The sequence below is a fragment of the Bradyrhizobium sp. genome (genome assembly GCF_030654605.1).
Taxonomy (GTDB): Bacteria; Pseudomonadota; Alphaproteobacteria; order Rhizobiales; family Xanthobacteraceae; genus Bradyrhizobium.
Window position 1 is genome coordinate 1 of the sequence record NZ_JAURXB010000269.1, and the last position, 26,623, is coordinate 26,623.

General features: G+C 64.0%; 25 protein-coding genes and 1 pseudogene. 16 read left to right on the plus strand and 10 right to left on the minus strand.

Annotated elements, in window-relative coordinates; genetic code table 11:
* From Q7U29_RS24065 to paaE, 9 genes and pseudogenes are all read left to right on the plus strand, one after another.
* Positions 1-120 (plus strand): annotated as a pseudogene (locus tag Q7U29_RS24065) (phasin); the annotation flags it as partial.
* 266 nt (positions 121-386) lie between these two features.
* On the plus strand, positions 387-1,673 hold the full coding sequence (locus tag Q7U29_RS24070; protein WP_304745511.1) for a DUF445 domain-containing protein: 1,287 nt from the start codon (positions 387-389) through the stop codon (positions 1,671-1,673).
* 197 nt (positions 1,674-1,870) lie between these two features.
* Positions 1,871-2,641: a triacylglycerol lipase gene (locus Q7U29_RS24075; RefSeq protein ID WP_304745513.1), complete on the plus strand. Its 771-nt coding sequence runs from the start codon at positions 1,871-1,873 to the stop codon at positions 2,639-2,641.
* Between the two features lie 266 nt (positions 2,642-2,907).
* Complete coding sequence (gene paaX, locus Q7U29_RS24080) at positions 2,908-3,777, plus strand: phenylacetic acid degradation operon negative regulatory protein PaaX (protein ID WP_304745515.1); 870 nt, start codon at positions 2,908-2,910, stop codon at positions 3,775-3,777.
* 68 nt (positions 3,778-3,845) lie between these two features.
* Entirely contained in the window at positions 3,846-4,838 is a 993-nt protein-coding gene (gene paaA / locus Q7U29_RS24085) for a 1,2-phenylacetyl-CoA epoxidase subunit PaaA (protein ID WP_304745517.1), read from the plus strand.
* A gap of 16 nt (positions 4,839-4,854) precedes the next feature.
* Positions 4,855-5,142, plus strand: coding sequence for a 1,2-phenylacetyl-CoA epoxidase subunit PaaB (paaB, locus tag Q7U29_RS24090; protein WP_304745519.1), 288 nt, complete (start codon positions 4,855-4,857; stop codon positions 5,140-5,142).
* A 176-nt stretch (positions 5,143-5,318) separates the two neighbouring features.
* Positions 5,319-6,095, plus strand: a complete 777-nt coding sequence (gene paaC / locus Q7U29_RS24095) for a 1,2-phenylacetyl-CoA epoxidase subunit PaaC (RefSeq protein ID WP_304745521.1) — start codon at positions 5,319-5,321, stop codon at positions 6,093-6,095.
* Complete coding sequence (paaD, locus tag Q7U29_RS24100) at positions 6,089-6,592, plus strand: 1,2-phenylacetyl-CoA epoxidase subunit PaaD (protein WP_304745523.1); 504 nt, start codon at positions 6,089-6,091, stop codon at positions 6,590-6,592. Before paaC ends, paaD begins: the two co-directional genes overlap by 7 nt.
* 117 nt (positions 6,593-6,709) lie before the next feature.
* A complete protein-coding gene (gene paaE, locus Q7U29_RS24105; RefSeq protein ID WP_304745525.1) occupies positions 6,710-7,789 on the plus strand; it encodes a 1,2-phenylacetyl-CoA epoxidase subunit PaaE in 1,080 nt (359 codons plus the stop codon).
* Between the two features lie 197 nt (positions 7,790-7,986).
* Here the strand turns inward: paaE and paaK are convergent, their stop codons facing one another.
* Both paaK and paaI read right to left on the minus strand, forming a co-directional pair.
* Positions 7,987-9,315 carry a phenylacetate--CoA ligase PaaK gene (paaK, locus tag Q7U29_RS24110; protein ID WP_304745527.1) on the minus strand — a complete coding sequence of 443 codons (1,329 nt, stop codon included), beginning with the start codon at positions 9,313-9,315 and terminating at the stop codon, positions 7,987-7,989.
* A gap of 46 nt (positions 9,316-9,361) precedes the next feature.
* Positions 9,362-9,823 carry a hydroxyphenylacetyl-CoA thioesterase PaaI gene (paaI, locus tag Q7U29_RS24115; RefSeq protein WP_304745529.1) on the minus strand — a complete coding sequence of 154 codons (462 nt, stop codon included), beginning with the start codon at positions 9,821-9,823 and terminating at the stop codon, positions 9,362-9,364.
* A gap of 149 nt (positions 9,824-9,972) precedes the next feature.
* Here paaI and Q7U29_RS24120 point away from each other — a divergent pair, with 149 nt between their 5' ends.
* Both Q7U29_RS24120 and Q7U29_RS24125 read left to right on the plus strand, forming a co-directional pair.
* A complete protein-coding gene (locus tag Q7U29_RS24120; protein WP_304745530.1) occupies positions 9,973-11,001 on the plus strand; it encodes a zinc-binding alcohol dehydrogenase family protein in 1,029 nt (342 codons plus the stop codon).
* A gap of 222 nt (positions 11,002-11,223) precedes the next feature.
* The gene (locus tag Q7U29_RS24125) at positions 11,224-12,282 is read left to right on the plus strand and encodes a YeeE/YedE family protein (protein WP_304745532.1); all 1,059 of its coding nucleotides are present in this window, start codon (positions 11,224-11,226) and stop codon (positions 12,280-12,282) included.
* A 155-nt stretch (positions 12,283-12,437) separates the two neighbouring features.
* On the opposite strand, the gene Q7U29_RS24130 is transcribed toward Q7U29_RS24125, so the two are convergent.
* The 4 genes from Q7U29_RS24130 to Q7U29_RS24145 all read right to left on the minus strand — a co-directional run bounded on the left by Q7U29_RS24130 (position 12,438) and on the right by Q7U29_RS24145 (position 16,139).
* Entirely contained in the window at positions 12,438-13,661 is a 1,224-nt protein-coding gene (locus Q7U29_RS24130) for a bifunctional alpha/beta hydrolase/OsmC family protein (protein ID WP_304745534.1), read from the minus strand.
* Positions 13,662-13,862: 201 nt separating this feature from the next.
* Positions 13,863-14,528 carry a sulfite oxidase-like oxidoreductase gene (locus Q7U29_RS24135; RefSeq protein WP_304745536.1) on the minus strand — a complete coding sequence of 222 codons (666 nt, stop codon included), beginning with the start codon at positions 14,526-14,528 and terminating at the stop codon, positions 13,863-13,865.
* 68 nt (positions 14,529-14,596) lie between these two features.
* Positions 14,597-15,838 (minus strand): cytochrome P450, encoded by a 1,242-nt coding sequence (locus tag Q7U29_RS24140; protein WP_370691821.1) that lies wholly within the window; start codon positions 15,836-15,838, stop codon positions 14,597-14,599.
* 91 nt (positions 15,839-15,929) lie between these two features.
* Positions 15,930-16,139, minus strand: a complete 210-nt coding sequence (locus Q7U29_RS24145) for a ferredoxin (protein WP_304745538.1) — start codon at positions 16,137-16,139, stop codon at positions 15,930-15,932.
* A gap of 156 nt (positions 16,140-16,295) precedes the next feature.
* Between Q7U29_RS24145 and Q7U29_RS24150 the strand changes: the two genes are divergently transcribed.
* Positions 16,296-16,940 carry a TetR/AcrR family transcriptional regulator gene (locus tag Q7U29_RS24150; protein WP_304745540.1) on the plus strand — a complete coding sequence of 215 codons (645 nt, stop codon included), beginning with the start codon at positions 16,296-16,298 and terminating at the stop codon, positions 16,938-16,940.
* Positions 16,941-17,157: 217 nt separating this feature from the next.
* On the opposite strand, the gene Q7U29_RS24155 is transcribed toward Q7U29_RS24150, so the two are convergent.
* On the minus strand, positions 17,158-18,585 hold the full coding sequence (locus tag Q7U29_RS24155) for an amidase (RefSeq protein ID WP_304745542.1): 1,428 nt from the start codon (positions 18,583-18,585) through the stop codon (positions 17,158-17,160).
* A 97-nt stretch (positions 18,586-18,682) separates the two neighbouring features.
* Here Q7U29_RS24155 and Q7U29_RS24160 point away from each other — a divergent pair, with 97 nt between their 5' ends.
* Positions 18,683-19,534 (plus strand): alpha/beta hydrolase, encoded by an 852-nt coding sequence (locus tag Q7U29_RS24160; protein WP_304745544.1) that lies wholly within the window; start codon positions 18,683-18,685, stop codon positions 19,532-19,534.
* A gap of 146 nt (positions 19,535-19,680) precedes the next feature.
* On the opposite strand, the gene Q7U29_RS24165 is transcribed toward Q7U29_RS24160, so the two are convergent.
* Positions 19,681-20,457 (minus strand): SDR family oxidoreductase, encoded by a 777-nt coding sequence (locus tag Q7U29_RS24165; RefSeq protein WP_304745546.1) that lies wholly within the window; start codon positions 20,455-20,457, stop codon positions 19,681-19,683.
* 189 nt (positions 20,458-20,646) lie between these two features.
* Here Q7U29_RS24165 and Q7U29_RS24170 point away from each other — a divergent pair, with 189 nt between their 5' ends.
* Together Q7U29_RS24170 and Q7U29_RS24175 are read left to right on the plus strand one after the other, a co-directional pair.
* Complete coding sequence (locus Q7U29_RS24170) at positions 20,647-21,726, plus strand: tartrate dehydrogenase (RefSeq protein ID WP_304745547.1); 1,080 nt, start codon at positions 20,647-20,649, stop codon at positions 21,724-21,726.
* Between the two features lie 23 nt (positions 21,727-21,749).
* Positions 21,750-23,093: a HEAT repeat domain-containing protein gene (locus Q7U29_RS24175; RefSeq protein WP_304745549.1), complete on the plus strand. Its 1,344-nt coding sequence runs from the start codon at positions 21,750-21,752 to the stop codon at positions 23,091-23,093.
* 50 nt (positions 23,094-23,143) lie between these two features.
* Here the strand turns inward: Q7U29_RS24175 and Q7U29_RS24180 are convergent, their stop codons facing one another.
* On the minus strand, positions 23,144-24,052 hold the full coding sequence (locus Q7U29_RS24180) for an NAD(P)-dependent oxidoreductase (RefSeq protein WP_304745551.1): 909 nt from the start codon (positions 24,050-24,052) through the stop codon (positions 23,144-23,146).
* 14 nt (positions 24,053-24,066) lie between these two features.
* A complete protein-coding gene (locus tag Q7U29_RS24185) occupies positions 24,067-25,317 on the minus strand; it encodes a Zn-dependent hydrolase (protein ID WP_304745553.1) in 1,251 nt (416 codons plus the stop codon).
* Between the two features lie 87 nt (positions 25,318-25,404).
* On the opposite strand from Q7U29_RS24185, the gene Q7U29_RS24190 reads away from it, so the two are divergent.
* On the plus strand, positions 25,405-26,226 hold the full coding sequence (locus Q7U29_RS24190) for a putative hydro-lyase (RefSeq protein WP_304745555.1): 822 nt from the start codon (positions 25,405-25,407) through the stop codon (positions 26,224-26,226).
* The last annotated feature ends 397 nt before the right edge of the window (positions 26,227-26,623 follow it).

Below are 26,623 nucleotides of genomic sequence, written 5' to 3' on the forward strand. Positions count from 1 at the left end.
CGCGGCGAAGTGTTCGTGTCGCGGGCGAAGGCCTCGAGCGAATATCTCGGCAAGCTCGTCGCTGACGGCGCCAAGACCGCTCAGGACAACTTCTCCAAGGTCTACACCAAGACCGCCTGATCGCATTTCGACCAGCCGATAATTCGAAGGCCCGCTTAGGCGGGCCTTCTTTTTGGGTCCTGCGTTCCCCGGACGCAGCGCAGCGCGCTAGCGGTGCGCTGCTGAGCCGGGGTCCATGCGTCACCACAGCCGTCATGGGTCCCGGCTCTGCGGAGCAGCGTGAAGAACGCTGCACCGCGTCCGGGACACGATACATATTGGTCCGGTCAGGATGACGGCGGTGTGCGTAGCACCTATGTACAGAGCACCCCGCCGCGAAAGCCCGCATGCCCATTCCCGCCACCTTCTCCTTCGACTCTCCCGGCGATGCCGCCCGCGCGGCCGAGTTGCGGCGGGTCAAGGCGATGGCGACGCTGGTGCTGGCGGGCACGCTGGCGCTGTTCGTGACGGCGAAGGCGCTCTTGCATGTGCATCCCGCATTCGGCTTCGTCGCCGCGTTCGCGGAGGCTGCCACCATTGGCGGGCTGGCCGACTGGTACGCCGTGGTGGCGCTGTTCAAAAGGCCGCTGGGCCTGCCGATCCCGCACACCGCGATCATCCAGAGCAACCAGCACCGCATCGCCGACAAGCTCGGCGAATTCATCGAGGTGCATTTCCTCGAAGCAGCCCCGGTCGAAGCCAAGCTGCGCCAGATCGATTTCGGTTCGTTCGTCGCCGACTGGCTGCGCGACCGCAAGCGCAGCGACGATCTCGCGCGCTTCGCGCTGCGGTTGCTGCCGGAAGCGTTGTCGGCGACGGAAACCTCGGGGTTGATGACGTTCATCACCCGCCGCATCACCACCCAGCTGCAGGAAATCGACCTGGCGCCGCTTGCCGCCGGCACGCTGCGCGGCTTCGTGCAGGAGGGACGGCATCAAGGCCTGCTCGACGACATCCTGCGCGTGGTGCATCAGTCGCTGACGCAAGCCGAAACCATGGCCGTGATACGGGAAAAAATCCGCGGCGAATTGCCGACGCTGCTGAAGCTGTATCGTGCCGACAAGTTCCTGGTGAACCGGATCGTGGCTTCCGCGACGACGTTCTTCGAGGAAGTGAAAAACGATCCGAAGCATCCATTCCGCGACGAGTTCAACCGCATGCTGCTGTCGTTCGTCGACCGGCTCGGCAGCGACAAGGCCTTCGCCGACCGCATCGACGGATTGAAACGCGATCTGCTGGCGCGCCCCGAACTCGGCGACCTCGCGCGCAACATCTGGGCGAATACGCGATCGTTCATCGAGCGCAGCGCCTCCGGCGAGACCCAGGTGCTGCAGCAGCATCTGGCCGGAATGTCCGTGAAGGCCGGCGAGACGCTGGCAGCCGATGCCGAGCTGCGCGCCGAAATCAACCAGGGCCTCGTCGCGGTGCTCAGAAGTTTCATCGCCGATCAGAAGAGCGGCGTGTCGAGCTTCATCTCCGATCAGGTCAAGAGCTGGGATATGGGCCAGTTGATCGCGCTGATCGAAATCAACATCGGCAAGGACCTGCAGTACATCCGCTTCAACGGTTCGCTGATCGGCGGGCTCGCCGGATTGGCGCTCTACACCGTGGAATTACTGGTTCGGATGCTGTGACTAAATCAACACTCGGTTCCTTTTAAGTGCGGCGGCCTATTGTCCCGGGGCGGGTCAACCGCTTGAATGCCGGAATCAGCGCCATAGCTTGATTGAAGTGATGTTGCGTTGCGGAACGATTTGACGAGGTTTGCGTCTTCCTATGGTCGACAGGCCGGCTGCCAGATTGCAAGGGGCTGGCTCAGAGAGGAGCTATGATGTCCGCGACTACCCAGACGCTGCGCGCACCGTCCAAAACCCTGATGTTCATGGAGGGGCGCGCCCTTCACGAGTTTGGCGCCTTTCTTGGAGCCCTGCCGCTGCTCAGTCTCGCCCCCCGGGGAGACGGGCATCCGGTGCTGGTGCTGCCCGGGCTGATGGCCTCGGACACCTCGACGCGGCCGCTGCGCAGCTTCCTGAACAACCGCGGCTATGCCGCCAGCGGCTGGCGCCAGGGCCGCAATCTCGGCCTGCGCCACGGCGTGCAACATGCCATGGTCGACCTGGTGCATGAACTCAACGACAAACATGGCCGCAAGATCAGTCTGGTCGGCTGGAGCCTCGGCGGTCTCTACGCGCGTCAACTCGCCAAGATGATGCCGGACCGCGTGCGCTCGGTGATCACCCTCGGCAGCCCGTTCGCCAGCGGCCCGAAGGCGACCAACGCCTGGCAGGTCTACGAGATGGCGAGCGGCCGCAGCGCCGACGAAGAAGATCATCGCTTCGGCGGATCGCTTTCGGAAACGCCACCGGTGCCGACCACCGCGATCTTCAGCCGCACCGATGGCATCTGCGCGTGGCAGGGCTGCATGGAAAAGACCTCGCCGACATCGGAAAGCATCGAGGTCGAAGGCAGCCATTGCGGCATGGGTCATCACCCCGCCGTGGTCTACGCGGTCGCCGATCGGCTGGCTCAGGCCGAAGGCCAGTGGGCGCCGTTCCAGCGCAGCGGCTGGCGCAGCATGGTCTATCCCGATCCGCATCGGTAAGTTTGCCGCTCCCTCATGGTGAGGAGTGCGTCCGGCAGCGCCCTTGCGCTGTCCGGCGCGCATCTTGAACCATCTGGCACACGGCCTGCTGCCATCCTTCGAGACGCATCGCCGCTGGCGATGCTCCTCAGGATGAGGACCGTTGATCCCTCATGGTGAGGAGTGCGTCCGGCAGCGCCCTTGCGCTGTCCGGCGCGCGTCTCGAACCATGAGAGTCCGGCTCGCCGCCGTTGTCGCTTTCCCGGAAAACGCGCTATGCCTTGCGCATGCCGCAGCCGCTTGCCCGCATCGTCGAACAGCTGAAGCGCGAGCCTTCGCGCACCGGCTCCATCGTCATCACGGTGTTCGGCGATGCCATCGTGCCGCGCGGCGGTTCGGTCTGGCTCGGCACGCTGCTTGAATTCTTCAAATCGATCGACATCGACAGCGGCGTGGTGCGCACCGCGATGTCGCGGCTCGCCGCCGACGGCTGGCTCGAGCGCGACAAGGTCGGCCGCAACAGCTTTTATCGGCTGGCGGGGAAGGGGCGGCAGACCTTCGATGCCGCGACACGGCACATCTATGATCCGCAAGCTTCCGAATGGACCGGGCGCTTCGAACTGCTGCTGATCGGCACCGGCGAAGGCCGCGACGCCGCGCGCGAGGCGCTGAAGAATGCCGGTTTTGGCAACCCGCTGCCGGGCGTGTGGGTAGCGCCGTCAGGCGTGCCGATCCCGGAGGAAGCCGCCTCCGCGATCCGTCTTGAGGTCTCGGCAGAGGACGACAGCGGCCGCCGCCTGCTCAGCGAAAGCTGGCCGCTCGATCGCACCGCCGACGCCTATCTGAAGTTCATGAAGACATTCGAGCCCCTGCGCGGCTGGGTCGGCCGCGGCGGCCGCATGTCGGATATCGACGCCTTCACCGCGCGGATCCTGTTGATCCATCATTACCGGCGGGTGGTGCTGCGCGATCCGCTGCTGCCGACCGCCTTGCTGCCGGCGGATTGGCCGGGCCGGGCCGCCCGCGTGCTGTGCGCCGAGATCTATCGCGGGGTGCTTGCTGCGTCCGAACGATGGCTTGACCGCAACGGGACCAATCCGGCCGGGCCGCTGCCCGCAGCCGGCAAGGAACTGGCGCGCCGGTTCGGGAACCCGTAATCATGTTACAAAATTGACTTGAGTTCCTCTTGTCTTGATATATGTTAAGAATCTCCAGGGAGATCGGTATGTACACGCAGGCGCTCAACACGTCCGATGCGGATGACCGCCATATCGAGGACGCCGCGCGCGCCGCCGCGTTCCAGGCGCGGATCGATGCCGAAGAGCGCATCGAGCCGAATGACTGGATGCCGGCGGCCTATCGCAGGACGCTGACCCGGCAGATTTCGCAGCACGCCCATTCCGAAGTCGTCGGCATGCTTCCCGAAGGCAACTGGATCACCCGCGCGCCGTCGCTGCGCCGCAAGGCGGCGCTGCTCGCCAAGGTGCAGGATGAATGCGGCCACGGGCTCTATCTCTATGCCGCGGCTGAAACGCTCGGCGCCTCGCGCGAGGAACTGGTCGACCTGATGCTGGCAGGCAAGGCAAAGTATTCCTCGATCTTCAACTATCCGACCCTGACCTGGGCCGACATCGGCGTGATTGGCTGGCTGGTCGACGGTGCGGCGATCATGAACCAGATTCCGCTGTGCCGCTGTTCCTACGGTCCCTACGCGCGCGCGATGATTCGGGTCTGCAAGGAGGAATCCTTTCACCAGCGCCAGGGCTACGAGATCATGCTGACGCTGGCGCGCGGCACCGATGAACAGAAGGCGATGGCACAGGACGCGCTGAACCGCTGGTGGTGGCCGGTGCTGATGATGTTCGGCCCGCCGGACCAGGCCAGCCAGCACAGCGACACCTCCACCAAATGGAAGATCAAGCGCTTCTCCAATGACGAGCTGCGCCAGAAATTCGTCGATGCCACGGTGCCGCAGGCGCAGTATCTCGGCCTGACCATTCCCGACCCCGGCATGAAGCAGAATGAAGCCGGACACTGGGAATACAGCGCGATCGACTGGGACGAATTCAAGCAGGTGCTGGCCGGCAACGGTCCCTGCAACCACGACCGGATGGCGGCGCGCCGCAAGGCCCATGACGAAGGCGCCTGGGTGCGCGAGGCCGCAGAGGCCTATGCCGAAAAACGCAGGCACCGGCAAACCGCGCAGGCCGCCGAATAGGATTGAGGGAACCGTCATGGCCACGCCGAACACGCCGCTTTGGGAAGTCTTCATTCGCAGCCGCAACGGGCTCGCACACAAGCATGTCGGCTCGCTGCATGCCTCCGACGCGACCATGGCGCTGCAGGCCGCGCGCGACCTCTACACCCGCCGCGGCGAGGGGCTGTCGATCTGGGTGGTGCCGTCGAGCGCGATCACCGCGTCCGACCCCGCCGACAAGGGCATGATGTTCGAGCCGGCGGAATCCAAGATCTACCGGCATCCGACGTTTTATGAAGTGCCGGACGAAGTCGGGCATATGTGAAGTCTTGGGATTGCGGCGTGCAGCAAACACAGCCCTCATCCTGAGGAGCCCCGCATCTTCGCGGGGCGTCTCGAAGGATGGCGACGAGGAAATGACTCGCGGCCATCCTTCGAGACGCGCGCCCAAGAGGGGCGCGCTCCTCAGATGAGGGCGGAGAATAGGCAAGCAGGTTGAATATGGCAGTCGCATCCATCTCCGTCTCTGAAACGCCGCTGGTGCTGTATACGCTGCGCCGCGCCGACGACGCGCTTATCCTGGGACACCGGCTGTCGGAATGGTGCGGCCATGCGCCCATGCTGGAAGAGGATATGGCGCTCGCCAATATGGGCCTCGATTTGCTCGGCCAGGCCCGCGAACTCTATTCCTACGCGGCCAAGGTCGAGGGCAAGGGCAACGACGAGGACAAGTTCGCCTATCTGCGCGACGTCAGGCAGTATCGAAATCTGCTGCTGCTGGAGCAGCCGAACGGCGATTTCGCCCACACCATGGTGCGGCAGTTCTTCTATTCGGCCTTCGCCGATCTCTATTGGCGCGCGATGATGAAATCCGCTGACGCCACGCTGGCCGCGATCGCGGCCAAATCCGAAAAGGAAAGCGCCTATCACTTGCGACACTCGTCGGAATGGATCGTCCGGCTCGGCGACGGCACCGAACAAAGCCACGCCCGCGCGCAGGCCGCGATCGACCATCTCTGGGCCTTTACCGGCGAAATGTTCCGTAATGACGCCAGCGAGCGCGCCCTGGTCGACGCCGGCATCTCGGTCGACCCCGCCAGCCTGCGGCCGCAATGGCTGAAAACCGTTGCCAATGTCGTGGGCGAGGCGACGCTCGCACTGCCCAAGAGCGACTGGATGCAGCAGGGCGGCCGCGACGGCCGGCACAGCGAGCATCTCGGGCATCTGCTCAGTGAACTGCAATCGATGCCGCGCACCTTCCCGGGAGCCACATGGTGACCGCATTATTCAACGATGCCGAGCTGCGCCAGCACGCCTGGAATACCGCGGCCTCCGTGGTCGATCCGGAAATCCCGGTGCTGACCATCGCCGATCTCGGTGTGCTCCGCGATGTCGCGATCAGGGATGGCCAGGTCGAGGTGGCGATCACGCCGACCTATTCCGGCTGCCCCGCGATGAACATGATCACGCTGGAGATCGAACTGGCGCTGGAGCGCGAGGGCTTTCGCAATTCGAAGGTGCGCACCGTGCTGTCGCCGGCCTGGACCACCGACTGGATGAGCGAAGACGGCCGCCGCAAGCTCAGGGAATACGGCATCGCGCCGCCGCAGGCCGCCGGCTCCCGCCGCGCGCTGTTCGGCGTGCAGCAGGTGACGTGCCCGCAATGCGGCTCCGGCGACACCGAGGTGCTCAGCGAGTTCGGATCGACCTCCTGCAAGGCGCTGTGGCGCTGCAAGAGCTGCCGCGAACCGTTCGATTATTTCAAGTGCCATTAGTGTCGTCACCCCCGTCATTGCGAGCGTAGCGAAGCAATCCATCTCTCCACGCAAAGAAAGAATGGATTGCTTCGCTGCGCTCGCAATGATGTTGATAGATGGAAAGCTCAATTTCCGATGTCCCACGCACCGCGCTTCCACCGCCTCGCCGTCAACGACCTGCGCCGCGAATCCGCCGATGCGGTGTCGATGACCTTTGCGATTCCGCGCGAACTCGCGGACGATTACCATTTCGTCCCCGGCCAGTATCTGACCCTGCGCACCACCATGGACGGCGAGGAAGTGCGCCGCTCCTATTCGATCTGCTCCGGGCCCGACGACGGCGAGTTGCGCATCGCGGTGAAGAAGGTCGACGGCGGCGCGTTCTCGAACTGGGCGGCCGACGAATTGAAGGCCGGCGATCAACTCGACGTCATGACCCCGACCGGCCGCTTCGGCGTCGCGCCGGCGCCCGAGGAGGCGCGGACCTATGTCGGCTTCGCCGCCGGCTCCGGCATCACGCCTGTTCTGTCGATCGTGAAGGGCGTGCTGGCGCGCGAGCCGAAAAGCCGGTTCTTTCTGTTCTACGGCAACCGCTCCACCGGCGGCATGCTGTTTCGCGAGACGCTCGAGGAGTTGAAGGATCGTTTCATGCAGCGGCTCTCGGTCTTCCACGTAATCTCGGGCGAGGAGCAGGACATTCCGATCCTGCAGGGCCGGCTCGACGGCGAAAAGGTGAGGGTGCTGCTGCGCTCACTGGTTCCGGCATCCGACGTCGATCACGTCTTCATCTGCGGTCCGACCGGCATGAGCGAGGACATCGAGGCCACCTGCCGGGATATCGGTATCGCCGCCGATCGCCTTCACGTCGAACGGTTTGTTTCGGAATTCGGTGGCAAGCCGCGTCCCAAGACCGTCATCGCGGCGGGCGCGCCACCCAGGGCGATGGCGTCCCTGATCATCGACGGCAAGCGCCGCGAGGTACCGGTCGCCGAGGGCGAAGGCATTCTCGACGCGGCGTTACGCGCCGGCATGGATCTTCCGTTCGCCTGCAAGGGCGGCATGTGCAGTACCTGCCGCGCCAAGCTGGTCGACGGCAGCGCCGAGATGGAAGTCAATTATTCGCTGGAGCCGTGGGAGCTGAAGGCGGGATTCATTCTCACCTGCCAGGCGAAGCCGACTTCGGACAGGGTCGTGGTGGACTACGACCACGTGTAACCAGCCGTCATTGCGAGCCAACGGGTCGCGCGAATGCGCGCCCGATGACAGGCTCCGCGAAGCAATCCATCCTGGACTTGGCGGAAGAAGTTGGATTGCTTCGTCGCAAGTGCTCCTCGCAATGACGTCGTGAGAGCACTCCCCGATGCGCAATTGCGCATCTGAGGATGCGCGCCGCGGCTGGGACTCGATTACACCTATTCCTTCGGTCGCTTGTCGTAGACGCGCCGGGCCTTGCCGAGCGAGCGCTCCAGCGAATCGGGCGCAACCGCCCTGACGTGGGCCGTGATCCCGATCGTGTTCTTGATGTGAACCCTGACCAGTTCGGCGTGCTCGTCGAGCCCCTCGTCGTTCCAGCTTCCGGGGCGGACTTCCGCCAGTATCGTCAATTCGTCCATCCGCCCCTCGCGCGTCAATTCGATGACGAAGTGACCGCCACACCAGTCGGTGGCGAGCAGGATTTCCTCGATCTGGGTCGGAAACAGGTTGACGCCGCGCAGGATGATCATGTCGTCGGAGCGCCCGGTCACCTTCTCCATGCGCCGCATGCCCGGCCGCGCCGTGCCCGGCAGCAGCCGCGTCAGGTCGCGGGTGCGGTAGCGGATCACCGGAAACGCTTCCTTGGTCAGCGAGGTGAAGACCAACTCGCCCTTTTCACCGTCGGCCAGCACGGCGCCGGTCTCGGGGTCGATCACTTCAGGATAGAAATGATCCTCCCAGATGTGCAGCCCGTCCTTGCTCTCGATGCATTCCTGCGCGACGCCGGGGCCCATGACTTCGGACAATCCGTAGATATCGGTGGCGTCCATGTCGAACGAGCCCTCGATCTCGGCGCGCATCGCATTGGTCCAGGGCTCAGCGCCGAAGATGCCGATTTTCAACGACGATTGGCGCGGGTCGAGGCCCTGGCGCCTGAACTCATCCAGGATCGCCAGCATGTAGCTCGGCGTCACCGTGATGATGTCGGGCCTGAAATCGTTGATCAGCTGCACCTGCCGCTCGGTCATGCCGCCGGAGACCGGCACCACGGTGCAGCCGAGCTTTTCCGCGCCGTAGTGCACCCCGAGCCCGCCGGTGAACAGGCCATAGCCATAGGCATTGTGGATGATCATGCCGGTGCGACCGCCCGCGGCCCGGATCGAGCGGGCCATCACGTCCGACCACATGTCGATATCGGCCCTCGTATAGCCGACCACGATCGGCTTGCCCGTGGTACCGGAGGAAGCGTGGACCCGGACCAGCTTTTCGCGGGCGACAGCGAACATGTTGAACGGATAATTGTCGCGCAGGTCGGTCTTGACCGTGAACGGGAATTTCGCGAGGTCGGCCAGTTGCCGGAAGTCTGCAGGCTTCACGCCGGCCTTGTCGAAAGCCTGTTTGTAGTGCGCAACGTTGTCATAGGCATGCGCCAGCGTCCATGCCATGCGTTTTGTTTGAAGCGCGATGATCTCGTCGCGCGACGCCCGTTCGGCCTCGTCCATTTCGGCGCTGTAACTGCTGCTGGATCGAGCGTTCGTCAAAGCCATTGTAGGTTTCCTGGCGCGTTTCCTGGAGGTCTCGTGAATCAGCCGCCTATGTCGATTTGGTGTCGGCTCCGGACGGCAGCCAGGTGCCACCGACGGTGCGGGAATGGCCACGAAACTCGGCGATCACGACGTCGTCGACGGTGACGCTGATGTCGTAGATGCCGGAGCGCCCGCTGTGCGAAACCTCCCGTGCCATCGCGACCAGCCGGTCGCCGAGCCTGCCCGATTTGATGAAGGTGATGTCGCACTGCGCCGCGACGGTGCGCTCGTTGCGGGAATTGCAGGCATAGGCGAAAGTCGAATCCGCCAGCAGAAAGATGAAGCCGCCATGCGCGATGCGCTGCCCGTTGACCATGTGCGGCTGCACGGTCATCATCAGGGTCGCGTGGCCGGGCCCGACCGCCAAAATCTCCATGCCGAGGCCCTTGCTGGCGTCGTCTTCCCGCCACATCGCGTCGGCGCAGGCGCGCGCGAGGTCATCGGGCGAAAGCGTGGCCTTGACGTTCACTCTCGGTCTCCCCGGGGTCGGTGCGGGCCTGTTGGAACAAGCCTCTTGAACTAACCGATCAACCGGTTAGTCATGATGCGAAGCCACCATGGTGTCAACGATCCCTGCGGCGTCTAATCGCCGGAAAACGCCACTCAATCGGAAGCGCCATGATGCCTGCCCCCCCAAAACCAGATGATCCGCCCGTTACGGTGGAGGCGCTCTGCGTGCGCCTGCCGGCGAAGGCCGACAACCCGGCTTCGCTCGCACCCGGCGTCGAGCGCCGGCCGCTGGTGCGGGGCGCGAACGAGCTGCTGGTCGAGGTCAAGGCGGCGGCGGTCAATCCCTCCGACGTCAAGGCCGCCACCGGTCTGATGCCTTACGCGGTGTTCCCGCGCACGCCCGGCCGCGACTATGCGGGGTTTGTGATCGACGGCCCCGCCGACTGGATCGGGCGCGAGGTGTTCGGCTCCTCGGGCGACCTCGGGATCCGCCGCGACGGCAGCCACGCCACGCATCTGGCGGTGGAAACCGAAGCCGTGGTGGAGAAGCCACGAAATTTATCGTGGGAAGAGTCCGCCGGAATAGGCGTGCCCTTCGTCACCGCGATGGAAGGTTTCAGGCGCGCCGGCACGCCGAAAAGCCATGAGACGGTGCTGGTGATGGGCGTCAACGGCAAGGTCGGCCAGGCCGCCGTGCAGATCGCGAGCTGGCACGGCGCCCGCGTGATCGGCGTGGTGCGCAAGAGCGAACCCTATGCAGGCCATGTCAACGGCAAGGTTGAAATCGTCGACGCCTCGATGACGGACGTCGCCGCGCGTGTTCGCGAACTCACGGACGGCAAGGGCGCCGACATCGTCTTCAACACCGTCGGCGATCCCTACTTTCAGGCGGCGCACCAGTCGCTGGCGTTGCGGGGACGCCAGATCCTGATCGCCGCCATCGACCGCATCGTGCCATTCAACATCCTGGAATTCTATCGCGGCCAGCACACCTATGTCGGCATCGATACGCTGGGATTGTCATCGATCGCCACTGGCGCGGTGCTGCGGGAGCTCGGTCCGGGGTTTGCCAGCGGGCACCTGAAACCGTTTCCGATCCAGCCGAGTGCGGTCTTTTCCCTGGAACAGGCGAAAGCCGCCTTCCTCGCGGTTGCCGGTTCCTCGCGCGATCGGGTGATCCTGCGGCCGGCGGGATAGGCGCGAGCCGAATCTTCCTGAAATCGTCGTGGAACAAATCCTCTCTCATTCCGAATGAGGGCGATGGTTCTATTCTCTTTTCAGCGCATCGTGCGGTGGCTTCATTGCTTGTTACGGCGCGCCGTGGACGGGCCTATGCGAGAAGCGTTATAGCGGAGCCGAATTCGCATCTTATTTGAGCTGTGCGGGCCATTACGCCCGCGAAGCTCCAGGGAAAATCCAGTGCAAGGTGTTGCCAACATCGTCGTCGCGAGCGGACTGTTGATCGGTCTTGCCTATGGTGCGGTCGCTCTGTTGAGCGGCTTCTGCCTGCTCTCCGGCTTGCGCGGCTGGTGGGCCGATGGCGACAGCCGGTTGATCCGGACCTACGCGCTGGCGCTGGGGGTTGCGATCGCAGCCGCACAGCTGCTCGCGGCCGGCGGCGTCGTCGATCTCGGCAAGACGATCTACCTGCAGCCGTCGTTTTCCGCGCCGTTGATGTTTTTCGGCGGCTTGCTGTTCGGTTACGGCATGGTGCTGTCGAATGGTTGCGGTTCGCGCGCGCTGGTGCTGCTCGGGCGCGGCAATCTGCGTTCGTTCGTCGTGGTGATCGTGCTCGGCATTGCCGCCCAGATGACGCTGAAGGGCCTGATCGCGCCGGGCCGTGTCGCCGTGCTGCAGGCGACGCAGAGCGCGCCGAATTTCATCTCCCTGCCGGCGCTGCTGTCGACCTTCGGCCTCAGCGAAACCGTCGCCCGCATGCTCGCGGCGTCCGCGATCTCCGGCGCGCTGATCATCTTCGCTTTTGCGCATGCGCCGTTCCAGCGCGCCTGGGGCCAGATCGCCGCGGGGCTCGCCGTCGGCCTGCTGGTCACCGCAGGCTGGTTCGCCACCGGCTATCTCGGCGCCGACGATTTCAATCCGGCCGCCGTGACCTCGCTGACCTTCATCGCGCCGATCGCCGACAGCGTGCAATACGTCATGCTCTCGACCGGGCTGACCCTGAATTTCGGCATCGCCATGGTGGCCGGCGTGTTTGCCGGCAGCCTGCTGACGGCGCTGATCACGCGCCGCTTCCAGTGGGAAGGCTTTTCCTCGCCACGACACATGCTCCGTTCGATCGGCGGCGCCGCCCTGATGGGCGCGGGCGGTGCCATGGCCTATGGCTGCTCGATCGGGCAGGGCCTCACCGGTCTGTCGACGCTGGCGCTGGCGTCGTTCGTCGCGGTCGGCGGAATCTTGCTGGGCACCGCCGCCGGACTGCGCGGCGTGCTGCGGGTTCAGCCGCTGGTGCCGGCCTGATCTTCTCCCTCGCCCCGCTTGCGGGGAGAGGGCCGGGGTGAGGGGGGCTCTCCGCGAAGTCTGTGTTTATGGATAAACCCGTACCCCCTCACCCGGATCGCATCTGGCGATGCGATCCGACCTCTCCCCGCAAGCGGGGAGAGGTGAACGCTTCGTCAATCCGCCGCTGATGTGACAATGCGGATTTCCGATTTGAGCGTGCGGTGCACCGGGCACTTGTCGGCGATTTCCATCAATTTCGCGCGCTGTTCGGCGTCGAGCGCGCCTTCGATGGAAATGACACGCTCGATCTGGTCGAGCATCCCGACTTTGGTTTCGCACTCGGCGCAATCCTCCGCGTGAATCTTGCGGTGGTCGAGCGTCACCGTGACGCGGTCCAGCGGCAGCGACTTGCGGTCGGCATACATCCGCATGGTCATCGAGGTGCAGGCGCCGAGGCCGGCGAGCAGGTAGTCATAGGGCCCGGGTCCGCTGTCGTCGCCGCCGGCGGCAATCGGCTCGTCCGCCACCAATTGATGTGGCCCGACCGAAACGGTCTGCTGGAATTTGCCGTTGCGGGTTTCGCTCACCACCACCTTGCGCGGCGCGTTACCTGAAACGGCGGGCTGCTCGGGCAACGCGAGATCGACATAACGCTCCGCCCAGGCGGCGATGACACCGGCGACATAGGCGGCGTCGCGTTTGCCGGAGAGCAGATGGTCGGCGCCGGCCAGCGAGACGAAACTCTTGGGATGTCTGGCGGCGACGAAAATTTTCGTGGCGTTGTCGATGCCGACGGTGTCGTCGGTCGGCGATTGCATGATCAGCAGCGCTTTGTGCAGTTTTGCCACCTGCGCCATCAGGCTGTGCTCGGCGATGTCGTCGACGAATTCGCGGGTGATGTGGAACGGCCGGCCGGCGAGCTGGACTTCGACCTTGCCATGCTTGCGGATGTCCTCGATGCGGTCCTTGAAGAGATGCGTAACATGCGTGGGATCGGACGGAGCAGCGATGGTCACGACGGCCCTGGCATCCGGAATCTGCCCGGCAGCGGCGAGAATGGCGGCGCCGCCGAGGCTGTGGCCGATCAGGATCGACGGACCTTGACGGGTCTCGCGTAAATGGTCGGCGGCCCGCACCAGGTCGGCGACATTGGAGGAAAAGGTCGAGTTGGCAAAGTCGCCTTCGCTGGAGCCCAGCCCCGTAAAATCGAACCGCAGCACCGCGATGCCCCTGGCCGCCAGCGCGGTCGCGATGCGTTTGGCGGCCAGCACGTCCTTGCCGCAGGTGAAGCAATGCGCGAACAGCGCATAGGCGTGCGGTGTTCCCTCGGGCAGATCGAGCGCGGCGTCGAGCTGATGGCCTTGCGCGCTGGTGAATTGAAAACGTTCAGTCGGCACGGCGTTCTCCATCTTCACCTCTCCCTTTGGGAGAGCATAGGCGGTCTGCGGCCGCCGTTCTTAAACAAGGCGCCAATTCTTTGCATTGGCTATCGCGAAGCGCCGGGTGAGGGGTACGGTTTGTCGAGGGATCATAACTCCTCACCCGAACTTCGCGCTACGCTCGAAGTTCAATCTCTTCCGATGGGAGAGGGGAAGAAGTCAGTCCCCCGAATACCGCTCTTCCTTCCACGGGTCACCCCGGTTGTGATAGCCCCGCACCTCCCAATAGCCAGGCTTATCCTCGGCCAGGAATTCGATGCTCTGCAGCCACTTAGCGCTTTTCCAGAAATAGAGATGCGGCACCACGAGTCGCACCGGGCCGCCGTGCTCCTGCTCCAGCGGCGTACCGGACCAGCTATGCGCCAGCAAGGCGTCTTCGACGGCGAAATCCTGCAGCGCGAGATTGGTGGTGTAGCCGTCATGGGAATGCAGCACCACGAAACCTGCTTCCTCGCGCGGCCGGCAGGCGTCGAGCAGGTCGCGGGTCGAAAGCCCCTCCCACTGGTTGTCGTAGCGCGACCACGTCGTCACGCAATGGATGTCTGAGGTGAATTGTGTCTGCGGCTGGCCGGTGAACTGCCTGAAATCCCAGAAGATCGGATTTTCCACCGCGCCATAGACATCGAGCCGCCATCGCTCCCGTGAAATATTCGGTGTCAGGCCGAGGTCGAGAGTGGGCCAGTCCCGGGTCAGATGCTGCCCCGGCGGCAGGCGCTGCTCGTCGGCACGGGAGGTCTTGCCGGTGAGGAAGCGGCCCTCCTGCGCCCAGCGCTGCTTGCTGCGCGTCAGCTTGGAGTCCGGAGGCGGTTCGTCTGCTTCGGCCATGCGGGACCTTCGGTTCTGATGTGGTCAGAGCCTGATGTCTAGCATGGGAAGCTGCGGAGGCGAACGCCTCAGGCCGATTTGCCGAACAGCACCGGCAGTTGCCGCGGCCCGCGCACGGTGCCCTCGGACCACCTGACCTGGCCGGCCGGGTCGAGCCTGAAGTCAGGAATGCGCTTCAGCCATTCCTCGATCGCGACCGTCATCTCCATGCGCGCGAGGTTGGAGCCGACGCAGCGGTGAATGCCGAGACCGAAGGCGACGTGGCGATTCTCCTTGCGGTCGAGCACAACCTTGTCGGCGTCGGGGAACACGGCGGGATCTCGGTTGGCGGCGGGGAACGACAGCAGCACCATGTTGTCGTGCTTGACCGGGCAGCCGCTGATTACGGTGTCCTTCATCACCTCGCGCGCCATCGTCACCGGCGCATAGGCGCGCAGCAATTCCTCGATCGCCGTCGGCATCAGTTCCGGCTCGGCGATCAGGCGGTCTCGATCGGCGGGCGTCTTCGCCAGATGCCACAGCGAGGCGCCGATCGCGCTCCAGGTGGTGTCGATCCCGGCGATCAGCAGCAGCCGCAACGAGCCCAGCACGTGCCCGTCGGACAGCGGCTGGCCGTTCTTGTCGCGGGCGTTCATCATCGTCGTGATCAAATCGTCGGTCGGGTTCTGCTTGCGCGCCTCGATATGGCCGTGGAAATAACCGGTCATCTCGTGGACCGCGCGCATCATGGTGGCGTCGTCCTTGATGCCGAGTTCGAGAATCTCGTGAATCCACTTGATGAAGAGGTCGCTGTCCTTTTGCGGAATGCCGAGCATGTGGGCGATGGCGCGCACCGGAATGTGCTTGGTATAGCGCGCCGCGGCGTCGCATCGGCCGTCGGCGATGAATTCGTCGATCAGCTCATTGCAGATGGCGCGGACCCGGGGCTCCAGCTTCTTCATGGCGTCGGGCGTGAACGGCGGCAGCAGCAGCTGCTTGGCCGGCTTGTGCTCCGGCGGATCGGAGGTGATCGGCGGCGCCGTATTGACGATCTCGGGCCGGACGTCGCGCACGATGACCCGGCGCGAGGAGAAATGCGTGGTGTCGTAGGCGATCTCCTTCACCGCCTCATAGGTGGTCGGCATGTAGCAGCCGAGGAAGCGGTCGGTATGCACCACCGGCGATGCCGCCCGCAATTCGTCCCAGATCGGATACGGATTTTCCGTCCAGCGCGGATCGGTGTGGTCGAAATCGTGCACCCAGTCGTTGACCGGCGGGTGATCTGATATCGCGGGGGCGACATCGGGAATGGCGCGGGCGGAATCGGACATCAGGGTAATTTCCTCTGGTTCGTTCGCTTGATCTGCGATGGCGCTAAAGATCGGTGAGCAGCTTCAAATCGGCGGCACGGACGGGAAGCGGTTACTCTTCGGTGACTTCGATCGCGATCTCCGGACAATTGGACTTGGCGAGCCACGCCTTGTCCTCGAGCCCGGCGGGTACCGAGCCGTCGCCGACCTCGTGCGCATTGCCGAATTCGTCGAGTTCGAACAGCTCGGGCGCCAGCGCCTTGCAGCGGGCGTGGCCCTGACACTTGTCCTGGTCGACGTGTATTCTGAGTTTTCCGGACATGAGTCGCTTCCTCTGGGTCACAGGCAGTCTGGCTGCGTGGATGGCGTTTCCTGTTGTTATTCTAATGGCGCGGACCTTGTTGGCCGCGCCATGAAATTATAGCCTATTACATTCGCGCCACCCTTGTGGTGTCAAGGGCAAAGTCCGGGATTGCCGATGCCGCCTCGATTAGCCCGCAAGCCTGTCAACACCTATCACCACGGGGATCTCAGGGACGCCCTGGTGCAGGCCGCGCTTGCCGAAGCCGAACAGGGTGGCCCGGAATCGATCAGCCTGAAGGCGCTGGCGAAGCAGCTCGGCGTCTCGCAGCCGGCGCCCTACCGGCATTTCGCCGATCGCGAGGCGTTGCTGGAGGCGGTTACCGCGGAGGCCTTCCGCCAGTTCAACGCCGTCCTGCGGGAGTCGGTGAGCAAGCCATCCAAACACTCCAGGCTCTCGCGGATCGCGCGGGCCACGCTGGATTTTGGCCTTCGGCGCAATGGAATTTACCGATTGATGTTCGCCTCGCGCACGATGGCCGCCGTAGCGAAAGACAGCGAGCTGAGCAATGCGAAGATGGAAACCTTCGGTCTCGTGCTGCAGGCACTGGGCGATCCCGCCCCGGGATTTCTGCGCGAGCGGCATGCCCTGACCATCTGGACGGGGGTCCACGGGGTGGTGATGCTGGCCGAGCAGGGGCTGCTCACCGGCGAAGCTGCGCACATCAGCATCGAGGAACTGGTCGAGGACATGGTCAGGCAGACCGAGCTCGCGCTATCGGTCGCGATCAAGGCGGCCGGTGGTGGCGCGGTTGCGAGGTAACCGTCATTGCGAGCGAAGCGAAGCAATCCAGCTTCAGAAGACTGTCGTCGCCCGGCTTGACCGGGCGATCCAGTACGCCGTGGCGTTTCGGTCTATCTCAAACGCCTCTGGAATACTGGGTCGCCCGGTCAAGCCGGGCGATGACAGTGGTGTGTGTTTCATCCAGCAGGGTCGGCCCTAAGGCCGGTGCCGAACTTGCAATGGCGATCTTGAGACCTTACTTCGGCGCCCTCGGGTCGATCGGCGTGGCGCCGCTGATACCGAGAATATCCTCCAGCACCCTGGCGCCGGCGAGCAGCTTTGCCTCGCCGCGCGGGGCTGCCACCATCTGCAGTCCGACCGGAAGGCCGGAGGCTGTAAAGCCGCAGGGCAGCGACAGCGCCGGGCAGCACACCAGCGTGATCGCATAGACGATGCCGAGCCATTCGACGTAATTGTCGAATTTCACGCCCGCGCATTCCGCGACGTAGCGGTTCTCGACCGGGAACGGCGCGACGATGGTCGCGGGCGTCAGCAGGAGATCGTATGTATCGAAAAACTCCAGCGTGCGCATGGTCATCGCCACGCGCTGCGCTTCGGCGCGCTCCAGCTGCTCGACCGTCAGCTTGAGGCCTTCCTCGATGTTCCAGATAACCTCGGGCTTGAGCTGGTCGCGCTTTTCGCGCAGCAGCGCCGCCTTGCTCAGCGCGAAGTCGAAGGCGCGCAGCACGTGGAAGCATTCATGGGCTTCGCGCAGGTCCGGATGCGCTTCCTCGACGATGGCGCCGGCCTCGGCGAAACGCTGCGCCGCCTTTCGGGTGATGGCGGCGACCTCGGGATCGACGGGTGTGATGCCGAGATCGGGCGAATAGGCAACGCGCTTCGGCTTGTTGCCGGAGCGCGCGGCCGACAGGAACGAATTGGGCAGCACGGGCAGCGACAGCGGATCGCCCGGATGCTCGCCGCTCATGGCGTCGAGCAGCAGCGCGAGATCGTCGACATTGCGGGCCATCGGGCCCTGCACCCCGAGATTGCGGTCGACCGCGGCGGCCAGCGTATGCGCGACGCGGCCGATGCTCGGGCGCATGCCGACGATGCCGCAGAAGCTCGCGGGGTTGCGCAGCGAGCCGCCCATGTCGGAGCCGTGGGCGAGCCACGCCATGCCGGTGGCGAGCGCCACGGCGGCGCCGCCGGAGGAACCCGCGGCGGAGCGCGAAGTATCCCAGGGATTGAGGGTGGCGCCGAACACCTCGTTAAACGTGTTGGCGCCGGCGCCGAATTCCGGCGTGTTGGACTTGGCGTAGATCACTCCGCCATTGTCCTCGAGGTGCTCGACCAGGATATCGGAGCGCGGGGGGATGTTGTTCCGGTAGATCGGCGAGCCCTGCGTCGTCAGCACGCCCTTGACGCTGGTGAGGTCCTTGATCGGTACCGGCATGCCCGCCAGCAGGCCGCGGCTGCCAACCGGCTTCTTCATCAGCTCCCTGGCATGGGTCCGGGCGCGGTCGAAACACAGCGTCGGCAGCGCGTTGACCTTGCCGTCGACCTCGGCGATGCGCTTTTCCAGCACGTCGAGCAGATCGAGCGGCGTGACTTCGCCCTTGTTGAGCTTATCGACAATGGCGCACGCCGTTGCCTTTACCAGTCCCTGATCGGCCACTCGCATATCTCCTATTCATTCAGCGTTGAGCGCGCGGATTGTCTAGTGCTGTAAAACATTTTCCGGCAAAGTGGAAATACAGCCGGCTTTGGAGATTCCCAGCATGACGACGCCATCAGATGCGCCGGACTGGCGCAGCATGAGCCAGCAGGAGCGCGACCTCGGCCTCAATAACGGCGTTCACGTGCCCGCAAGTGCCGACATCGTCGCCGGCTGGGACCGGCGCTCCCAGCAGAAGCGGGCGCAATTTTCCGATCATCTCGACCTTCGATATGGCCCACGCGAGCGCAACCGGATCGACTTCTTCAAGGCCGGGGACAAGGCGCCGACGCTTCTGTTCATCCACGGCGGCTACTGGCAGACGCGCGCCAAGGAGACCTTCGCGCTGTTTTCCGACGGCCCAATGGCGCATGGCATCAATGTGGCGCTGACCGGCTACACGCTGGCGCCGGAGGCGACGCTCGATCAGATCGTCGGCGAGATCCATGCCGGGATCGATTTTCTCGCCGCACAATTGCCGGCGCTGGGCGGCGACGGCAATCGTATCGCGGTGGCCGGCTGGTCCGCCGGCGGACACCTCACCTCGATGGCGCTGTCGAATCCGCATGTGCGGGCGGGGATGGCGATATCGGGCATCTACGATCTCGAGCCGATCCGCCACAGCTATCTCAACGCGAAACTCGGGCTCGACGAGGCCACCTCGCGCCGCAACTCGCCGATGATGCAGGCCGGCAGCGCGCTAAAGCCGTTGTCGCTGGTGGTCGGCGACGCCGAGCTGCCGCTGTTGCGCAAGCAAACCGCGGATTTCGCCGGGCATCGCGCGCGATATGGATTGCCGGTGACGTATGAGGAGATCCCGGGCGCCAATCATTTCACCATCATGAACGAGATGCTGTCGCCGACGGGACGGATCACGACGCTGATCAGGCAGTTGTTCGAAAGGACGGCCAGTTGACCTCATCCCAGTCGACCTCATCCTGAGGAGCGGCTCTTCGCCGCGTCTCGAAGGATGAGAAGGCTCGGTGCTTGCGGCCGATCCTTCGAGACGCCGCGCGAAGGCGCGCGGCTCCTCAGGATGAGGTCGAGTATGTGGCTAAGTAATTACCCCCACCCCGACGTGTGCCCGCCATCGACGGTGAAAATCACGCCCGACGTATACCCTGAGCGATCCGAAGCCAGAAACGCCATCAGGTCGCCGATCTCGCGGGCATGAGCGGGACGGCCCAGCGGCATGCCCTTCTGCAGTTCCCGGTAGCGGTTCTCGTCGCCGAGCTGGTTTTTCGCGCGCGTCTTCATCAGCGTGACGTGGCGGTCGGTGCCGACCGGGCCGGGATTGATGCCGACCACGCGGATGTTGTCGGCCATGCTCTTGCCGCCGAGTCCACGGGTAAACGCCATCAGTGCCGCGTTGCCGGCGCTGCCGCAGATATAATTGGCGTCGAATTTTTCACCGGCAGCACCGATGTCGTTGACGATGACGCCATGGCCGCGCGCCTTCATCTGCGCATAAATCGCACGGGTCAGGTTGATGTAGCCGAACACCTTGAGTTCCCAGGCGTGACGCCAGGTCGCCTCGTCGATCCTGTCGATCGAGCCGCCGGGGATATCGCCGGCATTGTTGACGAGGATGTCGATGTCGGCCGCGTGCTTCGCCAGTCTGGCGAGGTCCTGCGGATTGCGCAGGTCGACGACGTGCGCCGTGGCATCGATCTGGTGCGCCCCCCGCAGCCGTTCCGCCAGCGCCTTCAGCGCATCGCCGCTGCGGGCCGCAAGCATGAGGTTGCAGCCTTCCTCGGCAAAGGCTTCGGCGGCCGCGGCCCCGATGCCCTTCGATGCGCCGGTGATCAGGACGCGCTTGCCGCGCAAATGCAGATCCATGGGATTTCTCTCGTGATGGGGAGGGCGTCGGAAAAGGGTGGGTACGGATAGTTAGGCCGCCACTCCCGAGGCGGTCAACATTGCACTGCAGCGTTGCGCCGCGGGCGAGTTTGGTCCATTGCAATCCGGTCCAATCAACGGCGTTACCGGCGCTCCAAAACACCTCCAAAGGCATCAAGGAAACTCCCGATGAGCAACGAAAAAAAGCAATACCGGATCGCGGTCATTCCCGGCGACGGTATCGGCAAGGAAGTGGTGCCCGAAGGGCTGCGCGTGCTGGAGGTGGCCGCCAAAAAGCACGGCGTATCCGTGCATTTCGATCATTTCGATTTCGCCTCGTGGGACTACTACGAAAAGCACGGCGAGATGATGCCGGAGGACTGGAAGGCGAAGATCGGCAAGCACGACGCGATCTATTTCGGCGCGGTCGGCTGGCCGGCGAAGATTCCCGATCACATCTCGCTGTGGGGTTCATTGATAAAATTCCGCCGCGAGTTCGATCAGTACGTCAATTTGCGTCCGGTGCGGTTGATGCCCGGGGTGCCGTCGCCGCTTGCCAACCGCAAGCCCGGCGATATCGATTTCTGGGTGGTGCGCGAAAACACCGAGGGCGAATATTCCTCCGTCGGCGGCCGCATGTTCCCGGACACCGACCGCGAATTCGTCACCCAGCAGACCGTGATGACCCGGGTCGGCGTCGACCGCATTCTGAAGTTCGCGTTCGAACTGGCGCAATCGCGGCCGAAGAAGCATTTGACCTCGGCGACCAAATCCAACGGCATTTCCATCACCATGCCGTACTGGGACGAGCGCGTGGAGGCGATGGCGAAGAATTATCCTGGAGTGAAGTGGGACAAGTACCACATCGACATTCTCACCGCGAATTTTGTCCTTCATCCCGACTGGTTCGACGTGGTCGTTGGTTCGAATCTGTTCGGCGATATCCTCTCCGATCTCGGTCCGGCCTGCACCGGCACCATCGGCATCGCGCCGTCAGGCAACATCAACCCGCCCGGCCTGTTCCCGTCGGTGTTCGAACCGGTGCACGGCTCGGCGCCCGATATCGCGGGGCAGGGCATCGCCAATCCGATCGGCATGATCTGGTCCGGCGCGATGATGCTGGAACATCTCGGCGAGAAGGCCGCCGCGGCATCAATCGTGGCCGCGATCGAACGCACGCTCGGCGAACGCACGCTGCGCACGCGGGATCTCGGCGGCAACGCCGATACGGTGGCCTGCGGCAGGGCGGTTGCGGAGATGCTCGATTAGCGCGTGGTGCGGCAAGGTCTTCAATGCAAATCCTTCCAACAGACGATCCCTTCTTCTTCTGGGTCTATCTGATTTTCTGGACGTTATGTGTCCTCATTGTTTTCTTGCCGTTCATCTTGATGTGGCGCCAAGAGCGCGCTGAGCAGATGCGGACGCGAGACTTGAAGACCCTTGCGGCCATGAAACGGGCCTTCCGCTGGGGCAGCAAAACAAGTCATACCGACTATCGTCGTCCCGCCGCCATCTACGCAATGGAGGGGTTTGCTAAGAAGGAAGCGGACGCAGCGCAACGCGCGGAGATCGCGCTCCTCATGCGCGGCGCGATCTCGAGAGTTATGCACAATTCGGATCATCGCGCCGATAATTACGTCAGTCAGATGCTTGCGACTCTTGCGGCCGCTGCCCCATTCTGGGAGGCGGACTTCCTTGAACAGGTAGTTCGTTCGCGTCTCGACGGAGGAGAGCGCCTCGGTGCGATCGAACGTTTTGCCAAGCTGCGTGGGCGCGCATCTCTGGAGGTCTTGTTGCAACTTGCCGACGACGCGCCGGTCGCGCACGTGGTGGCCGAGGCGATTGGCCGAATGGGTAAGCAAGCGGCTACTCCCGAGGTATTGAGCCGACTGGAGCGCATGCTCGACGAAACCCAGAACCAGCGGGCTCCCTCCACTGCGGCCCGCGCCCTCATCTCGTTCGGTGAGGCGGCCAGTCCCGTCCTCGTCAGGAATCTGAATAAAATCGATCCCTGGACAGCCTTTACCGTGCGGGTGAAGACTGCAGGAATTGACGCTGCTGCGTTGATCGAGCGGCTCTTCATTGCCGGCATCCTCGACGATGACCGCCGCGGTCTGATCAAGCCATCGATGATAACAAAAATGCAAAAAGCCCTCGATGTAGGCGATGGGTTCGAGGCAGTCACAAAGTTCCTTTGGCGCGTGCGGGCAATCTATACCTTCGATATGGAAAGGTATCCCGTCCCGGACTACGCGGTGTTACTGCGCCGCCTAACGCGAATTGGCGGTTCGCGCGTGAAGATTACAGCTATCCGTGTTCAGATGGACGGTGAGGCCTGTCTCGAGGTCAACTGCACCATTGCTGGCCAGCCAGCCAGATTCGCACCCGAATTTTGGGGCAATTTCGTCGATCTTGAGGCCGTGCTCAGAGGGCTTAATGATGGCTTGGCGGCCGCAGGGCTTCGTGAGCGGTTTGCGAATTTGGGGAACGACGATCCAATCGCCTGTGTGATCGTTGGCCACGATGCCGGACTGACGAAATTGGCGGAGACTCTCGGGTTGCCGCTTGACGTGGGCACGAACGCGCCCATCGTTGGTGAAATGGGCGCCGAACAACATGCAGCTGCACAGACATGATGCGCGACTGAAACGCCCGGGGGCGCGCGCAATTGTTTGCCATGCGCTAATTAATTCACGATCCGCCGGCAATGCTCCAGCGAAGCTCCGATCAAATTCTCGCTCGCCTCGGGCGTGCGGAACGCCGAATGCGCCGATAGCGTGACGTTGCGCAGCCTGGTCAGCGGGTGATCCCCGGGCAGCGGTTCGGTGTTGAAGACGTCGAGCCCGGCATGCCGGATGTGGCCCGATTTCAGCGCCGACATCATGGCGTCTTCGTCCACGACAGCGGCGCGCGCGGTGTTGACGAGGATCACGCCCGGCTTCATGGCGGCGATCCGTGCTTCCGACAGGAAGCCGCGGGTCTCGTCGTTCAGCAGCAGATGCAGCGACACGACGTCGCTGTCGGCGAGCAGCTTTTCCAGCGTCACGAATTCGACGCCGGGATGCGTCTTCGGCGACCGGTTCCAGGCGATCACGCGCATGCCGCTGCCACCGGCGATGCGGGCGACTTCCGCGGCGATGCCGCCGAAACCGATCAGGCCCAGCGTCTTTTTTGTCAGCTGCATTCCGTCCTCGCGCAGCCAGTTGCCGGCGCGCATCTCGCGGTCCATCTCCGCGATGCCGCGCGCGGACGCCCACATCAGCGCGATGGCGGCTTCGGCGACGGCGGTATCGCCGTAGCCCTTGATCAGATGTACTTCGATGCCGAGCTCGGCGAGCTCCTCGGGATTCATGTAGCTGCGCGCGCCGGTGCCGAGAAACACCACGTGCTTCAGCCCCTTGCATTTTTTCGCGACCGCGGTCGGCAGCGCGGTGTGATCGACGATGGCGATCTCGGCGCCGTCGAGCACTTCGGGGTATTGTTCCGGCGTGATGTCGGGGTCGCGATGGATCCTGACATCGGGATCGCCAGGTTTTACCAGCCGTTCGAAAATAACCGCCAGCGATTCGTTGGCGTCGACAAAAACTCCGCGCACTGGATTCTCCGTTGTCAGGTTGCCACGCCGGCAAGCGCCAGCACGGTGTGCATCAACACGTTGGCGCCGGCGGCACAATCGGCCTGCGTGGCGTCTTCGAGCTCGTTATGGCTGACGCCGTCCTTGCATGGCACGAACACCATCGCCGCCGGAATGCGGGTGTTCAGATTGCAGGCATCATGGCCCGCGCCAGAGGTAATGCGCCGGTTGGAATAGCCGAGCGCCCTGGCGGCATTCTCCACGGCGTCGACCAGTTTTGGATCGAAATGGGTCGGCGGCTTGCGCCAGATCAGGTCGAACGCGACCGCGACCTTGCGCCGCGCCGCGATTTCGGCAATGGCGGCGCGCAAATCCCTGTCGAGCGTGTCCATGATGGCGGCATCGGCGCTGCGGCAATCGACCGTGAATGCGATTTCGCCGGGGATGACGTTGCGCGAGGGGTTGGCGATCACGGCTTCGCCGATGGTGCCAACCGCCTTGGGGCCGTGCTTGCTGGCAATTCGCTCCATCGCCAGCACGATCTCCGACAGCGTCGCCAGCGCGTCGCGGCGCAGCGGCATCGGCGTTGAGCCGGCATGGCTTTCGAAGCCGGTGATCTTGCCATCGTACCACAGCACGCCCTGGCCGGAATCGACCACGCCGATGGTCTTGTTCTCGGCCTCCAGAATCGGGCCTTGCTCGATGTGAAGCTCGACAAAGCTGGTGAACTTTTGGGTGCCCACCACGGCTTCGCCACGATAGCCGATGCTATCAAGCGCTTCCGCCACGGTGACGCCATCTATATCCTTGCGCGACAGGATATCGTCGGTGGTGAAGTCGCCGACATAGGCGGCCGAGGCCATCATCGCTGGCGCGAAGCGCGAGCCTTCTTCATTGGTCCAGTTGACGATGCAGATCGGGGTTTCGGTTTCGATCCCGGCGTCATTGAGGGTGCGCACCACCTCCAGCGCCGCCAGCGTGCCGAGCACGCCGTCGAACTTGCCCCCGGTCGGCTGGGTATCGAGATGCGAGCCGAGGCCGACCGGCGGCTTCGACATGTCGCGTCCCTTGCGCAGGCCGAACATCGAGCCCAGCGCATCGACATGAACTTCCAGGCCGGCTTCCTCGCACGCGTTGCGGAACCAGTCGCGCACCTGCTTGTCCTCGGGGCCGAGCGTCAGCCGCCGCACCCCGCCCTTTGGGGTGCCGCCGAATTTCGCGGTTTCGTGGATGGTGTCCCAGAGGCGGGCGGAATCGATTTGCAGGTTGGAGGTGATCTTGGTCATTCAGTGTTCCGGAAATGCAGGTGTGCGGATCGTCGGGGCGCATGGTAGGATTATCTGGCACCATCTGTCGAGGCACGGAGCGCTGGGATGAACGTCGGTCTGACGAAGAAAGAGCAAGGCAGCCACAGCGAGCCTATGCTGCCGAGCCTGCAGGCCCGGCTGGCGTGTCGCGCCGGGATGGCGACCACCACGGCGGGTGTCGCCAACGGATTTGTCCAGGGCAATCTCGCGATCCTGCCGGAAAAGCTTGCGGGGGCCTTTCACCGCTTCTGCCAGCTCAATCCAAAGCCGTGTCCGATCATCGGAATGTCCGACGTCGGCGATCCCCGCATTCCCGCGCTCGGCATCGATCTCGACATCCGCACCGACCTGCCGGGTTACCGGATCTGGCGCGACGGCGAAGTGGCGGAGGAGACCACCGACATCAAGGCGCATTGGCGCGACGATCTGGTTGCCTTCGTGATCGGTTGCTCGTTTTCATTCGAGGAGGCATTGCAGGCGGATGACCTGCCGATCCGCCACATCGAGTGCGATGTGCGGGTGCCGATGTACCGTACCAATATCGCGTGTGCGCCGTCCGGACCGTTCGCCGGCCCGATGGTGGTGTCGATGCGGCCGTTCAAGCCGGCGGATGCCATCCGCGCGGTGCAGATCACCTCGCGGTTCCCCGCCGTCCATGGCGCGCCGGTCCATCTCGGTCATCCGCATTCGATCGGGATCGCGGATATCGCGAAACCCGACTATGGTGATCCGGTGCCGGTGGAGGACGACGAGATTCCGGTGTTCTGGGCCTGCGGCGTCACTCCGCAAGCCGTCATCGCGGCGGCCAGGCTGCCGTTCGCTATCACGCATGCGCCGGGCTTGATGCTGGTAACGGATTTGCGAAACTCGCAGTTCGCGGTGCTTTAGAGAGGTGGCATTGCGTCGCCGTTTCAGGTTCGGCACCGCCTCCGAGCCGACCCGACGTGATGCGACAAATTAACCCGTCGGGCAAAGTTTCGCTTTTCCCGAAACCCAAATCACCGGTACATCTCACGCCATCCTGTCCCGGATGAAGGGGCGTTGGCCATCGTCACCGAACGTTGGGACGGGATGCGGTGGACGCTACGGCGTCGTGCGCGGAACGGGATTGCAGGGCGGATAAACTCCGTCAGCGATCACAGGACGTGCAGACGAGCGGTGCCGAAGCGTACGGCGAAATCGTGTGGTCCTGGCGCCGCAAGGCTGGCGCCAAGCTTGCGAACCCGTTCGCAGGCGACGGTGGCAACAGAGCGTAGCTCACCGGGGAGAGTACGTATAAGCCGTA

Coding starts and splice junctions, on each gene's coding strand:
- Q7U29_RS24070 (WP_304745511.1), top strand. CDS start 387: ATGCCCATTCCCGCCACCTTCTCCTTCGACTCTCCCGGCGATGCCGCC.
- Q7U29_RS24075 (WP_304745513.1), top strand. CDS start 1,871: ATGTCCGCGACTACCCAGACGCTGCGCGCACCGTCCAAAACCCTGATG.
- paaX (WP_304745515.1), top strand. CDS start 2,908: ATGCCGCAGCCGCTTGCCCGCATCGTCGAACAGCTGAAGCGCGAGCCT.
- paaA (WP_304745517.1), top strand. CDS start 3,846: ATGTACACGCAGGCGCTCAACACGTCCGATGCGGATGACCGCCATATC.
- paaB (WP_304745519.1), top strand. CDS start 4,855: ATGGCCACGCCGAACACGCCGCTTTGGGAAGTCTTCATTCGCAGCCGC.
- paaC (WP_304745521.1), top strand. CDS start 5,319: ATGGCAGTCGCATCCATCTCCGTCTCTGAAACGCCGCTGGTGCTGTAT.
- paaD (WP_304745523.1), top strand. CDS start 6,089: ATGGTGACCGCATTATTCAACGATGCCGAGCTGCGCCAGCACGCCTGG.
- paaE (WP_304745525.1), top strand. CDS start 6,710: ATGTCCCACGCACCGCGCTTCCACCGCCTCGCCGTCAACGACCTGCGC.
- paaK (WP_304745527.1), bottom strand. CDS start 9,315: ATGGCTTTGACGAACGCTCGATCCAGCAGCAGTTACAGCGCCGAAATG.
- Q7U29_RS24120 (WP_304745530.1), top strand. CDS start 9,973: ATGATGCCTGCCCCCCCAAAACCAGATGATCCGCCCGTTACGGTGGAG.
- Q7U29_RS24135 (WP_304745536.1), bottom strand. CDS start 14,528: ATGGCCGAAGCAGACGAACCGCCTCCGGACTCCAAGCTGACGCGCAGC.
- Q7U29_RS24140 (WP_370691821.1), bottom strand. CDS start 15,838: ATGTCCGATTCCGCCCGCGCCATTCCCGATGTCGCCCCCGCGATATCA.
- Q7U29_RS24145 (WP_304745538.1), bottom strand. CDS start 16,139: ATGTCCGGAAAACTCAGAATACACGTCGACCAGGACAAGTGTCAGGGC.
- Q7U29_RS24150 (WP_304745540.1), top strand. CDS start 16,296: ATGCCGCCTCGATTAGCCCGCAAGCCTGTCAACACCTATCACCACGGG.
- Q7U29_RS24155 (WP_304745542.1), bottom strand. CDS start 18,585: ATGCGAGTGGCCGATCAGGGACTGGTAAAGGCAACGGCGTGCGCCATT.
- Q7U29_RS24160 (WP_304745544.1), top strand. CDS start 18,683: ATGACGACGCCATCAGATGCGCCGGACTGGCGCAGCATGAGCCAGCAG.
- Q7U29_RS24165 (WP_304745546.1), bottom strand. CDS start 20,457: ATGGATCTGCATTTGCGCGGCAAGCGCGTCCTGATCACCGGCGCATCG.
- Q7U29_RS24170 (WP_304745547.1), top strand. CDS start 20,647: ATGAGCAACGAAAAAAAGCAATACCGGATCGCGGTCATTCCCGGCGAC.
- Q7U29_RS24175 (WP_304745549.1), top strand. CDS start 21,750: ATGCAAATCCTTCCAACAGACGATCCCTTCTTCTTCTGGGTCTATCTG.
- Q7U29_RS24185 (WP_304745553.1), bottom strand. CDS start 25,317: ATGACCAAGATCACCTCCAACCTGCAAATCGATTCCGCCCGCCTCTGG.
- Q7U29_RS24190 (WP_304745555.1), top strand. CDS start 25,405: ATGAACGTCGGTCTGACGAAGAAAGAGCAAGGCAGCCACAGCGAGCCT.